Below are 12,315 nucleotides of genomic sequence, written 5' to 3'. Positions count from 1 at the left end.
ATGATTTACCTCATTGGTCCGATGGCCAGTGGCAAGTCCACCGTGGGCAGGTCGCTGGCCACGGCCTTATCCACTAGTTTTGCCGACTCCGATGCTGCGGTGGTGTCCCATCACGGGACCATTCCGCAAATTTTTGCCGAACACGGTGAGCAGCACTTCCGCGACTTAGAGGTTCAGGCCCTGGCCCGATTACTCACCGGAGTGGTCGCTACCGGCGGCGGCGCGGTGTTGCGTGAAGAAAACCAGCAGCTACTTTCCCGAGGCACCGTGGTTTATCTCGAGCTTGGCCAAGAGGCCGCTTCGGAACGGATTCGCCAAGACTCCAACCGGCCTTTGCTGGCAGGTGACGAAGCACTCACCGTCTGGGCACAGGTCTACGAAAAGCGTCGCCCCATTTACGAAATGCTAGCTGACGTGCATGTTGTGGTGGACGGCAAGTCCGTTCTACAAATTGTCGAAGAGATTTTGCCGCAACTTGAGCAACTGTGATTAGGACCACGAGATGCAAGTTCTGCTCATTTGCACGCGTACGCTAGAAAAATCATCACCATCAGGAGGAATAGACTGATGCCATTGGCACCGACCACTCTTAAGGTCTCGGGAAACACCCCCGCCGAATCGTATCCAGTACTTGTTGGCAACGGACTTTTGTCTCACTTGCCAGAGCTACTTGGATCTTCGGTTAAAAAGGTTTTGGTTATTCACCCCCGCGCCTTGCGCACCACCGGCGACGTAGTTCGTGACGAATTGGCCAATGCTGGCCTTGAGGCACTAACCGCTGAAATCCCGGATGCCGAAGAGGGCAAGCACATCCAGGTTGCATCATTCTGCTGGGAGGTGCTGGGCAAGAACGATTTCACCCGCACCGACGCAGTGATCTCCGTAGGCGGTGGCGCGGTGACCGACCTCGCTGGCTTTGTTGCAGCCACCTGGCTTCGCGGCGTGAAGGTCATCCACATTCCTACCTCGCTGTTGGCGATGGTTGACGCAGCCGTGGGCGGCAAGACCGGAATCAATACAGCAGAAGGCAAAAACCTGGTTGGCGCCTTCCACCCACCTGCCGCCGTATTGGCTGACCTTGATGCTTTGGCGACGTTGCCTAAGAACGAACTGGTTACGGGCATGGCCGAAATCGTCAAAACCGGCTTCATCGCAGATGAACGCATTCTGGAATTGATCGAAGAAGACCCAGCCGAGGCTATCGAGCCAGGCAACGCACGCCTTCGTGAACTGATCGAGCGCACCATCGCGGTCAAGGTTGACGTGGTCAGCCGGGATCTGAAGGAAGCTGGCGATCGTGAGTTCTTGAACTACGGTCACACCTTGGCCCACGCTATCGAACTTGCCGAGCGCTTCCAGATGCGTCACGGCGCAGCCGTATCCATCGGTCTGTGCTTCGCTGCTGAACTGGGACGTTCGGTGGGGCACACCTCCGATGAGGTTGCCGATCGCCACGTGAACATCTTGAAGTCACTGGGGTTGCCAACGACCTACCGCAACGACCGTTGGGCGGCACTGCTTGATGGAATGAAGCGCGATAAGAAGGCCCGTGGCGACCAGCTGCGCTTTGTTGTTCTTGAAGCCATTGGCAAGCCACGGATTTACGAAGTACCGGATAATTCGCTGCTCTTTGCGGCCTACCAGGAAATCGGGGAATGAAAATGGGTGACTACACCGCATACGCCATTGACGTCGCATCGGTAAACCGTCAGGGCGTCGGAACTTCGGTCGAAGGCGTTTTGGTCGATCCTGAAACCCTCAAGCCCTATGTCGCCGACGAGCAGGCCGCCGAGCACCAGATGCAGGTTGGTTCGCCGACCGATCAGGTCATGATCCTGCTGGCCCGAGGCCACCTGGCTGAAGCCGGCGAGCTGATCGCCGAATCCCGCTTGATTGACCCAACCAACGCACACCTTCGTGTATTGGACACCGAGCTAACCCGCATGCAGGGTGATTTTGATCGTGCGATCAACCGCCTGCGCAAGCTGGCCGAAGAATTTGCTGGCACCGATTACGAGCCACTGATGCATCACCACTTGGGACTTTCGTTCTACGCCAAGGGCGACTACAAGGCTGCGGCGACTCGTTTCCGTAAGGCTATGGACCTTCGCCTCGAGCTCGGCGACGACGCCTACTTGGTGAATGCATCGAGCATTTGTTTGAACATTGCCGAAGAGCGCGTCGAGCAGTAAGCCAGGCAGTAACGAGCGCCACCGGGTCAAACCCTAACGCAGAAGCGGTCGGTAGGGTAAAGTTATAGATGGTTTTTTGATAATGCCAGTGCATGCTGGTGTAAATAGAGGATTGAGGAAACGTGGCGGATACAACTGACATCAAAAATGGTGTGGTGCTGAAGATTGAGGGCCAGCTTTGGACCATCATTGACTTCCAGCACGTCAAGCCAGGTAAGGGTGGCGCTTTCGTCCGTACCAAGATGCGTAACGTGATGACCGGCAAGGTAGTCGACAAGACTTACAACGCTGGCACCAAGATCGAGACCGCAACTGTTGACCGTCGCGACTACCAGTACCTCTACCAAGATGGCGATGACTACGTCTTCATGAACTTGGAAGACTACGACCAGATCACCGTTCCAGGCGAGACCGTAGGCGAGACCGCCGGTTTCATGCTGGAAAACCAGGAACTGACCATCGCCATGCACGACGGCAGCCCACTGTACCTGGAACTGCCAGCTTCGGTTGTTTTGGAAATCACCTACACCGAGCCAGGCCTGCAGGGCGACCGCTCCTCGGCTGGCACAAAGCCAGCTACCTTGGAAACCGGTAAGGAAATTCAGGTTCCACTGTTCGTAGAGCAGAACACCAAGGTCAAGGTTGATACCCGCACCGGCGATTACCTGGGTCGTGTCAACTAGTGAGAGCCCGCGCCAAAGCCCGTCGCCGAGCCCTGGAATTCCTGTTTGAAGCTGAAGCCCGTGACGTTGATCCAATGGGTGTCGCTATCTCTCGCCGGGAAAACTCGGACATCGTACTCAACGAGTACTCGCTGACGATCCTCGAAGGCGTCATGGCCCATCTGGACCGTATTGACGAAGTTCTAGAGAGCTACGTCAAGGACTGGACCATTGAGCGTATGCCTGCCGTTGACCGTTGCGCCCTGCGCATCGGTGTGTGGGAATTGCTCTACAACGACGATGTTCCCGACGCCGTAGCCGTGGCAGAAGCCGTGGTTAACGTTCGCGAGCTATCCACTGACGAGTCACCTGAATTCGTCAACGGCGTTTTGGGTCGAATCCAAAGCGTCAAGGACACCTTGGTTGACTAATACTTTGGTCAACTAACCGCGATCCTCAGTTTTCTAGCCTGGGCCCGATCTCCATTGTGAGATCGGGCCCAGGCTTTTTTGCGCTTACCGCACGCTGCCACGGGGGAGTGGGACGCCACTTTATTACCAGCATCAGGCTTGTATTAATCTCTCGATCACGGTGTGCCAAGGCCAATACTGGCAGCCTCACTTAGCTGCTGCGGGGGCTAAGGTGCCTAATTCTCAGGGTGCGTGGGCGCAGAGCTATACATCGAGTGATGCATTTCACTGGCCATTCAGTGTCATGCATAGCTTTCCGCTAGGGAATCGGCCCCGGATCGTGATAATTTGAATTAGCAATATTCCTTTAAATGCCGTCCCGTGAGGCGGAGAAGGGAGAGGTGCACAGCATGAATGAAAATTCAGTGCCAGATGTGTCGCGCACGGTTCTGACCGGCGACGATATTGATCGTGTACTCACTCGTGTGGCTTTCGAAATTATCGAAGCCAACAAGGGCACAGATGACCTTGTGCTCCTGGGCATTCCCAGCCGTGGTTTCCCGCTGGCGCAGCGCTTAGCGCAACGCATCGCAGCTTCCGCGCCTGAACATTTGGACCCAGCAACTCTTGTAGGTCAGCTCGACATCACCATGTACCGTGACGATCTGCGCCACTCCACCACACGCACCCCGGCCCCAACCCGCCTTCCGACCGGCGGGACCGACGGAAAAGTTGTGGTCCTGGTCGACGACGTACTCTATTCAGGGCGCACCATTCGCGCAGCGCTGGATGCCCTCTCCGACTGGGGACGGCCGCGCATCGTGCGCCTTGCAGTCCTCGTTGATCGAGGCCACCGTGAACTACCCATCCGTGCTGACCATGTAGGCAAGAATCTGCCCACGGCCAAGAGCGAAAAGGTGCGTGTGCACCTTGCAGAAATTGATGGCAAGAACGAAGTGATTATCGAGGGCGCCGCATGAAACACCTGCTATCCACCGCGGATCTAACCCGCGAAGAAGCCATCTCAATCTTGGATATCGCCGAAGAAATGCGCGAATCCGGCACCCGAGCCATCAAAAAACTTCCCGCGCTACGCGGACGCACCGTGGTCAACCTCTTCTTTGAGGACTCCACCCGAACCCGCATCTCCTTTGAAGCTGCCGCCAAGCGATTGAGCGCTGACGTCATCAACTTCTCTGCGAAGGGTTCGAGCGTTTCCAAGGGCGAATCACTGAAGGATACCGCCCAAACCCTGCTGGCTATCGGTGCCGACGCAGTAGTCATCCGCCACCCAGATTCCGGTGCCCCGGCCAGACTTGCTGCCACCGACTGGATCGGCCTGCCGATCGTCAACGCTGGCGACGGAACCCACGAACACCCCACCCAGGCGCTGCTGGACGCATTCACCCTGCGCCGCCAGGTGGCACTACGCGAAGGTGTTAACCCGCTGGGCAAAGGCCTTGATGGTCTGAAGGTCGCGATCGTCGGGGATATTCTGCATTCCCGCGTGGCTCGATCCAACCTGTGGCTGCTGAACACCCTCGGCGCTGAGGTCACCATGGTGGCCCCGCCAACCCTGCTTCCAGTGGGCGCCCACGCTTGGCCGTGCACCATCAGCTACGACCTCGACGCAGTGATCGCGTCCGGGATCGACGCACTGATGATGCTGCGCGTCCAAGGTGAGCGCATGAACGCTGCCTACTTCCCGAACCCACGCGAATATTCACGCTACTGGGGACTGGACGATGCCCGCCTGGCCACCCTTGACGCTTCGGGCGCCGAAACGTTGATCATGCACCCGGGCCCGATGAACCGTGGCCTGGAAATCTCCTCGGCTGCCGCCGATTCACCGCGCTCCACGGTGCTCGACCAAGTCACCAATGGTGTGGCCGTGCGCATGGCCAGCCTCTATATGCTCCTCTCCGGCGACCTGATCTGAAAGAAGACCCCATGAACTATTTGATCCAACAGGCCGCCGTACTCGGTGACACCGTGCAAGATGTGCTCATCGTTGACGGGAAGATCGCGCAGATCGGCAGCATCGAAGCCACCGAGAACGTACAGGTCATCAACGCGAAGAACCTGGTGCTCCTGCCAGGTCTGGTTGACACCCACACCCACCTGCGCGAACCAGGCCGCGAAGACGCTGAAACCGTGGAAACCGGTTCTCAGGCTGCTGCCCTTGGTGGTTACACCGCCGTGCACGCAATGGCCAACTCCACCCCGGTGGCGGACAACGCCGGCGTGGTTGAGCAAGTGTACGAACTGGGCCGTCAGGCCGGCTGGGTGGATGTCCGTCCGGTAGGTGCGGTCACCGTAGGCCTTGCCGGCAAGCAGCTGAGCGAAATCGGCGCCATGGCCGATTCGCGCGCTGCCGTGAAGATGTTCTCCGACGACGGGATCTGCGTCTGGGACCCACTGTTGATGCGCCGTGCACTGGAATATGTGAAGGCCTTCGACGGAGTGATCGCCCAGCACGCCCAGGAACCACGTCTGACCGAGGGTGCCCAGATGAACGAGGGCGAAGTTTCCTCCATCTTGGGCATGCCAGGCTGGCCAGCGGTCGCCGAAGAGTCGATCATCGCACGCGACGTACTACTTGCCGAGCATGTGGGTGCGCGCCTGCACATCTGCCACGTCTCCACCGCCGGCTCGGTAGAAATCATCCGCTGGGCCAAGGCTCGCGGAATTAACGTCACCGCCGAAGCCACCCCGCACCACCTGTTGCTGACCGACGAAAAGGTTCGCACCTACGATCCGGTGTACAAGGTCAACCCGCCATTGCGTCGCGAAGCCGACGTGCAGGCACTCCGTGCGGGCCTCGCCGATGGCACCATCGACGTGATCGGCACCGACCACGCCCCGCACCCTTCCGAATCCAAGGATTGTGAATGGGGAGCTGCGGCCATGGGCATGACCGGTCTGGAGACCGCGCTGTCCATCGTCCAGCACACGCTGGTGGATACCGGGTTGCTCTCCTGGGCCGATGTGGCCCGGATTACCTCCACCGTGCCTGCGCAGATCGGCCGTGTTGCCGATCAGGGCCGACCAATCGCGGTAGGGGAGCCAGCCAACCTGACTCTGGTTGATCCGGCTGCTACGTGGACGGTTGACCCGAGCGTTATGGCCACCAAGGGCCGGAACTCACCGTTTGCCGGAATGCAGCTACCGGGTTCGATACGCGCCACCTTCCTGCACGGTCACGCCACGGTGCTCGACTCCAAGCTCGCTACCCCAAGGCCGGTCCATGCCTGAGGGAGCACTAGGCCCGATCATCATTACGGTGCTGATCATCGCAGCCGGCATCACCATGATTTTGCTGGGCTGGCGGAACCTCAAAGCCCGCCAATCGGACATCCCGGAGCCCTACGCTGAGTTTGCCGATACGCTCGAACACAGCTTCACCGGAATGTATGTGGCCACCACCAAGTTTGATGACTGGCTGGACCGCATTGCCGTGCATGATCTGGGCGTGCGAACCAATGCCACCTTGGAATTGGGAAGCCACGGCATTCACCTGATCCGATCCGGCAGCCGCGATCTGCACATCGGGTGGGAGCACTTCGAAAACGTTAAGCGGTCCAGCGGGATGATCGGCAAATTTGTCGAGAAGAACGGGCTGATCGTGATCACCTGGAATCGCGAAGGATTCACCTTCGACACCGGATTCCGTCCCCGCTATGCCGAGGACACCCCAAAGATTTATCAGTTGCTGGCGTCGCACACCGACGTAAGCCGAGCAGGAGACAAATAAGTGAATTCTCTGAGCAACCTACCAGCCGTGTTGGTACTCGAAGATGGCCGCATCTTCCGCGGGCGCAGCTATGGCGCCGTGGGCACAACCCTGGGTGAAGCAGTGTTCACCACCGGCATGACCGGCTACCAGGAAACCCTGACTGACCCTTCCTACGCACACCAGATCATCGTGCAGACCTTCCCACACGTGGGTAACACCGGCGTGAACTCGCAGGATCCGGAGTCCACCCGCATGTGGGCTGCCGGTTATGTAGTGCGCGATGCTGCTCGTCGACCAAGCAACTGGCGCAGCGAGCGCACCTTGGACGATGACCTGAAAGAATATGGCATCGTGGGCATCCGCGGTGTGGATACCCGTGCACTGACTCGCCACTTGCGTGAAGTTGGCGCGCTGAAGTCCGGCGTGTTCTCCGGCGATGCTGCGGCCAAGTCCGACGCCGAGCTTATCGAGATCGTCAAGGCACAGCCACCGATGGCCGGCCGAAACATCTCCGCTGAGGTCTCCGTCGCGCAGGCCTACATCGTTGAGCCAGCCGATCACGGCTACACCGGTGCCATCAAGCACACCGTGGCCGCGATCGACCTGGGCATGAAGTCGATGACCCCGCACCGCCTGGCCGAGCGTGGTTTGCGTGTGCACGTCTTGCCGCACGATGCCACCCTGGAAGATATCAAGGCCACCGGCGCCAACGGCGTGTTCTTCTCCAACGGACCTGGTGACCCAGCCACCGCCACCAAGCAGGTGGAGCTAGTTCGTTCGGTGCTCGACGCCGGACTGCCATACTTCGGAATCTGCTTCGGCAACCAGATGCTGGGCCGCGCGCTCGGCTTTGATACCTACAAGTTGCGCTTCGGCCACCGAGGCATCAACCAGCCGGTCCTGGACAAGTCCACCGGTCGGGTAGAAATCACCAGCCAGAACCACGGCTTCGCCGTTGACGCGCCGATCGAGGGCTCACAGCTGGCCCCGGTTGAGCGTTTTGGCAAGGTCGAAGTTTCGCACTACTCCCTGAACGACCACGTGGTGGAAGGCCTGAACTGCTTGGACATTCCAGCCTTCTCAGTGCAGTACCACCCAGAAGCCGCATCTGGTCCCCACGATGCCGCCTACCTCTTTGACCGCTTCATCACCGCGTTGGATTCCGCCGCAGAAAAGGACAGCAAGTAATGCCTAAGCGCACCGATCTGAAATCAGTTCTCGTCATCGGTTCGGGCCCGATCGTTATCGGACAGGCCGCTGAATTCGACTACTCCGGCACCCAGGCACTTCGTGTGCTCAAGGAAGAGGGGCTGCGAGTTGTTCTGGTGAACTCCAACCCGGCCACCATCATGACCGACCCGGAATTCGCCGACGCCACCTACGTTGAGCCGATCACCCCAGAGGTCGTCGAAAAGATCATCGCCAAGGAACGCCCGGATGCGATCCTGCCAACCCTGGGCGGCCAGACCGCACTGAACACCGCCATCGCACTGGATAAGTCCGGCGCCCTGGAAAAGTACAACGTGGAGCTGATCGGCGCGAACATCGAAGCCATCGAGCTCGGTGAAGACCGCGAGAAGTTTAAGGGCGTGGTGGAGCGCTGCGGCGCCGAATCGGCCAAGTCGGTCATCGTACACACCCTGGACGAAGCTTTTGCTGCCGTCGAGGAACTGAACTACCCAGTTGTTGTCCGCCCATCGTTCACCATGGGTGGCTTGGGTTCGGGCATGGCCTACAACCCAGAAGACCTGCGCCGCATCTGCGGTGCCGGCCTGCAGTATTCGCCAACGACCGAGGTGCTCCTGGAGGAGTCCATCCTGGGTTGGAAGGAATACGAACTGGAGATGATGCGCGACAAGAACGACAACGTTGTAGTCGTCTGCTCCATCGAAAACTTCGATCCGGTCGGTGTACACACCGGCGACTCGATCACCGTCGCCCCAGCGATGACCCTGACCGACCGCGAATACCAGAACCTGCGCGACATTTCGATCGCCGTCATCCGCGAAGTTGGCGTGGACACCGGTGGCTGTAACATCCAGTTTGCTATTGAACCGGACACCGGCCGCGTAGTGGTTATCGAGATGAACCCCCGCGTTTCACGCTCCAGCGCACTAGCTTCCAAGGCCACCGGCTTTGCGATCGCCAAGATCGCCACCAAGCTGGCCGTGGGTTACACCTTGGATGAGATCCCGAACGACATCACCCAGAAGACCCCGGCCTCCTTCGAACCGGCTCTGGACTACGTTGTGGTCAAGGTCCCACGCTTTGCCTTCGAGAAGTTCCCGGCAGCGGACAAGACCCTGACGACCACCATGAAGTCGGTCGGCGAAGCGATGGCCCTGGGCCGTAACTTCAGCGAGGCACTGCAAAAGGCCCTGCGCTCACTAGAGCAGAAGGGCTCGGAGCTGAGCTTCGAGACCATTGACGAATCCGAGCACGAAGCCGTACTGGCCTCCATCGTCAAGGGCTCCACCGAGCGCCTGTCGCTGGTCCAACGCCTGCTCTACTCGGGTGTTTCGATCGAGCGCCTGTACGAAGTGACGTCGATCGACCCTTGGTACCTGGATCAGCTGGCGCTGATCAACGAGACCGCACAGCTGGTTGCCGCCAATAAGCACCTGCCTGAAGACATTTTGCGCGAAGCCAAGCACCACGGCTTCTCCGATGCTCAGCTGGCACAGCTGACCGGCAAGTCCGAGGCCGTGGTTCGCGGTATTCGCCACGCCCTAGGTGTCCGCCCGGTGTTCAAGACCGTTGATACCTGCGCGGCCGAGTTTGAAGCCTTCACCCCGTACATGTACTCCACCTACGATCAAGAGACTGAGGTGGTGGCGCACGAGAAGAAGTCGGTCATCATCCTTGGCTCGGGTCCAAACCGAATTGGCCAGGGCATCGAGTTTGACTACTCCTGCGTGCACGCGGTGATGGCCTTGCGCGCCGAAGGCTACGAGACCGTGATGGTCAACTGCAACCCGGAAACCGTGTCCACCGACTACGACATTTCCGATCGCCTCTACTTCGAGCCGTTGACCCTCGAGGACGTGCTGGAAGTAATCCACGCCGAAGAGCAGACCGGCGGTGTATTGGGCGTGTTTGTACAGCTGGGCGGTCAGACCCCGCTGAAGCTTGCTGCCGAGCTGAAGGCTGCCGGAATTCCTATTCTTGGCACCTCGCCTGAGGCTATTGACTTGGCCGAACACCGTGGCGCTTTCCAGCGTGTACTGGATAACGCCGGGCTGATCGCACCAAAGAACGGCACCGCAGTGTCCTTCTCCGATGCCAAGGCAATCGCCGACTCCATCGGTTACCCGGTCTTGGTTCGCCCTTCCTACGTGCTGGGCGGGCGCGGCATGGAGATTGTGTACGACGAGGCCAACCTCTCGCGCTACATCACCAACGCCACCGAAATTACCGTCGACCACCCGGTTTTGGTTGACCGCTTCCTCGAAGACGCCATCGAGATCGACGTTGACGCACTCTACGACGGAACCGATCTGTACGTCGGCGGCATTATGGAGCACATCGAGGAAGCCGGTATTCACTCCGGCGACTCGGCCTGCACCTTGCCTCCGATCACCCTCGGCCCAGATGTGCGCGACCGCGTGAAGGCCGCCACCTTGGCTATCGCCCAGGGTGTTGGTGTGCGCGGACTGATCAACATCCAGTTTGCGCTCGCATCGGACATCTTGTACGTGATCGAAGCGAACCCACGTGCCTCGCGCACCGTGCCGTTCACCTCGAAGGCTACCGGCGTGCAGCTGGCCAAGATTGCAGCGTTGATCGGCGTGGGTAAGACCCTGGCCGAACTGCGTGGCAACTACTTGCCAGCGGTGGGCGACGGCGCACACCTGCCAGATTCGGCGCCGATCGCGGTCAAGGAAGCGGTTATGCCATTCGCTCGCTTCCGCACCCCAGAGGGCAAGGTAGTTGACTCCTTGCTCGGCCCAGAGATGCGCTCCACCGGTGAAGTGATGGGCATCGATAAGTACTTCGACACGGCCTTCGCCAAGAGCCAGGCCGCCGCGAACAACCCACTGCCAACCTCCGGCAAGGTCTTCGTTTCGGTGACCAACCGCGACAAGCGTTCGATCGTCCTTCCGGTCAAGCACCTGTCGGACAACGGATTTGAGATCATCTCCACCGGTGGCACCGCCGAGGTTCTGCGTCGCAACGGCATCCCAACCAAGGTTGTGGGCAAGTTGCATGAAGGTGGCGACTCGATCGTCGATCTGATCAACGCTGGCGAAATCGGACTCATCCTGAACACCCCTTCGGGTTCCGACGCCCGTGGCGACGGTTACGAGATCCGCGCTGCAGCTACCTCAGTGGGCACCCCGGTGATCACCACGGTGGCCGAATTTGGCGCCTCGGTTCAGGCGATCGACGCCCTGCGCGAATACGCGTGGGATGTCACCAGCTTGCAGGAGCACGAGGCTCACCTGAATGCGGCGCGCAATGCCTAGCCCGATCCCATTTGGTGACCGCCTGCGTTCTGCCATGCAGGCTTACGGCCCGCTGTGTGTGGGAATCGACCCGCATCCGGCGTTGCTGGAAGCCTGGGGGCTGGAGAATACAGCCGAAGGTGTGCGATCTTTCTCACTGACCGTGGTGGAAGCCATGGCCGGTGCCGCCGCGATCCTCAAGCCGCAGGTTGCCCTTTACGAGCGTTTCGGTTCGGCCGGTTTTGCTGCCCTCGAGGAAACTTTGGCTGCGGCCAAGGCTGCCGGGCTGCTCACCTTGGCCGATGCGAAACGTGGGGATATTGGTTCGACCATGGCCGCCTATGCGACCGCTTGGCTCGATGATGAATCTCCGCTGGCTTCCGATGCAGTAACTCTGAGCCCATACTTGGGTTACGAGTCCCTGCGTCCGGCGCTCGATCTGGCTGCCGCCACCGGCAGGGGAGTGTTTGTCCTCGGGCTGACCTCCAACCCAGAAGGCCCCTCGGTGCAGCACGTTGGTGGTGAAAACTCGGTTGCTAAATCAATTATCGACCAAGTCACCCGGGAAAATGCTGCTGCAGTAGATTTGGGTCACGTCGGTTTGGTAGTTGGCGCCACCATCGGGGACGCACCACAAAAACTGGGCATCGACCTGAGTGCCAGCAAAGCTCCGCTGCTCACTCCGGGCCTCGGTGCTCAGGGTGCGACCGCGAAAGATATCGCCAAGTCATTCGCCTCGAGCTACTCGCAGGTGCTGGGCACCAGCAGTCGAGACATTCTCAAAGTCGGGCCGAATGTAGCGGCCCTTCGCGAGAAAGCACGCAGCGTACGCGATGAATTGATCGCCGCGGGGTAGTTGAAAAATAGGTT

12 protein-coding genes are annotated in these 12,315 nt (G+C 59.5%); all 12 read left to right on the top strand.

The window, feature by feature from the left end; genetic code table 11:
- Complete coding sequence (locus ACT3RW_RS08245; RefSeq protein WP_131088263.1) at positions 1 to 489, top strand: shikimate kinase; 489 nt, start codon at positions 1 to 3, stop codon at positions 487 to 489.
- A gap of 78 nt (positions 490 to 567) precedes the next feature.
- Positions 568 to 1,659 carry a 3-dehydroquinate synthase gene (aroB, locus tag ACT3RW_RS08240; RefSeq protein WP_444613416.1) on the top strand — a complete coding sequence of 364 codons (1,092 nt, stop codon included), beginning with the start codon at positions 568 to 570 and terminating at the stop codon, positions 1,657 to 1,659.
- 2 nt (positions 1,660 to 1,661) lie between these two features.
- Positions 1,662 to 2,192: a tetratricopeptide repeat protein gene (locus tag ACT3RW_RS08235; RefSeq protein ID WP_131088261.1), complete on the top strand. Its 531-nt coding sequence runs from the start codon at positions 1,662 to 1,664 to the stop codon at positions 2,190 to 2,192.
- A 122-nt stretch (positions 2,193 to 2,314) separates the two neighbouring features.
- Positions 2,315 to 2,875 (top strand): elongation factor P, encoded by a 561-nt coding sequence (gene efp / locus ACT3RW_RS08230; RefSeq protein WP_131088260.1) that lies wholly within the window; start codon positions 2,315 to 2,317, stop codon positions 2,873 to 2,875.
- Positions 2,875 to 3,285 carry a transcription antitermination factor NusB gene (gene nusB / locus ACT3RW_RS08225; RefSeq protein ID WP_131088259.1) on the top strand — a complete coding sequence of 137 codons (411 nt, stop codon included), beginning with the start codon at positions 2,875 to 2,877 and terminating at the stop codon, positions 3,283 to 3,285. Before efp ends, nusB begins: the two co-directional genes overlap by 1 nt.
- A 389-nt stretch (positions 3,286 to 3,674) precedes the next feature.
- Entirely contained in the window at positions 3,675 to 4,244 is a 570-nt protein-coding gene (gene pyrR, locus ACT3RW_RS08220; RefSeq protein ID WP_444613415.1) for a bifunctional pyr operon transcriptional regulator/uracil phosphoribosyltransferase PyrR, read from the top strand.
- Positions 4,241 to 5,203 (top strand): aspartate carbamoyltransferase catalytic subunit, encoded by a 963-nt coding sequence (locus ACT3RW_RS08215; protein ID WP_444613414.1) that lies wholly within the window; start codon positions 4,241 to 4,243, stop codon positions 5,201 to 5,203. The genes pyrR and ACT3RW_RS08215 overlap by 4 nt, the downstream gene beginning before the upstream one ends.
- A gap of 11 nt (positions 5,204 to 5,214) precedes the next feature.
- Positions 5,215 to 6,519, top strand: coding sequence for a dihydroorotase (locus ACT3RW_RS08210; RefSeq protein WP_444613413.1), 1,305 nt, complete (start codon positions 5,215 to 5,217; stop codon positions 6,517 to 6,519).
- Positions 6,512 to 7,018, top strand: coding sequence for a PH-like domain-containing protein (locus ACT3RW_RS08205; protein WP_242632439.1), 507 nt, complete (start codon positions 6,512 to 6,514; stop codon positions 7,016 to 7,018). The genes ACT3RW_RS08210 and ACT3RW_RS08205 overlap by 8 nt, the downstream gene beginning before the upstream one ends.
- Entirely contained in the window at positions 7,019 to 8,188 is a 1,170-nt protein-coding gene (gene carA, locus ACT3RW_RS08200; protein ID WP_444613412.1) for a glutamine-hydrolyzing carbamoyl-phosphate synthase small subunit, read from the top strand.
- Positions 8,188 to 11,466 carry a carbamoyl-phosphate synthase large subunit gene (gene carB, locus ACT3RW_RS08195; RefSeq protein ID WP_444613411.1) on the top strand — a complete coding sequence of 1,093 codons (3,279 nt, stop codon included), beginning with the start codon at positions 8,188 to 8,190 and terminating at the stop codon, positions 11,464 to 11,466. Before carA ends, carB begins: the two co-directional genes overlap by 1 nt.
- Entirely contained in the window at positions 11,459 to 12,301 is an 843-nt protein-coding gene (gene pyrF, locus ACT3RW_RS08190; RefSeq protein WP_444613410.1) for an orotidine-5'-phosphate decarboxylase, read from the top strand. Before carB ends, pyrF begins: the two co-directional genes overlap by 8 nt.
- Positions 12,302 to 12,315 lie beyond the last annotated feature (14 nt).

This window comes from Glutamicibacter sp. AOP5-A2-18 (assembly GCF_052446055.1).
GTDB lineage: Bacteria > Actinomycetota > Actinomycetes > Actinomycetales > Micrococcaceae > Glutamicibacter.
The sequence above is the reverse complement of the archived record's forward strand: the minus strand, read 5'-3'. Positions and strand labels throughout refer to the sequence as shown.

Bases quoted from the DNA above. Each gene is read 5' to 3' on its own strand.
- ACT3RW_RS08245 (WP_131088263.1), top strand. From the start codon at position 1: ATGATTTACCTCATTGGTCCGATGGCCAGTGGCAAGTCCACCGTGGGC.
- aroB (WP_444613416.1), top strand. From the start codon at position 568: ATGCCATTGGCACCGACCACTCTTAAGGTCTCGGGAAACACCCCCGCC.
- ACT3RW_RS08235 (WP_131088261.1), top strand. From the start codon at position 1,662: ATGGGTGACTACACCGCATACGCCATTGACGTCGCATCGGTAAACCGT.
- pyrR (WP_444613415.1), top strand. From the start codon at position 3,675: ATGAATGAAAATTCAGTGCCAGATGTGTCGCGCACGGTTCTGACCGGC.
- ACT3RW_RS08215 (WP_444613414.1), top strand. From the start codon at position 4,241: ATGAAACACCTGCTATCCACCGCGGATCTAACCCGCGAAGAAGCCATC.
- ACT3RW_RS08210 (WP_444613413.1), top strand. From the start codon at position 5,215: ATGAACTATTTGATCCAACAGGCCGCCGTACTCGGTGACACCGTGCAA.
- ACT3RW_RS08205 (WP_242632439.1), top strand. From the start codon at position 6,512: ATGCCTGAGGGAGCACTAGGCCCGATCATCATTACGGTGCTGATCATC.
- carB (WP_444613411.1), top strand. From the start codon at position 8,188: ATGCCTAAGCGCACCGATCTGAAATCAGTTCTCGTCATCGGTTCGGGC.
- pyrF (WP_444613410.1), top strand. From the start codon at position 11,459: ATGCCTAGCCCGATCCCATTTGGTGACCGCCTGCGTTCTGCCATGCAG.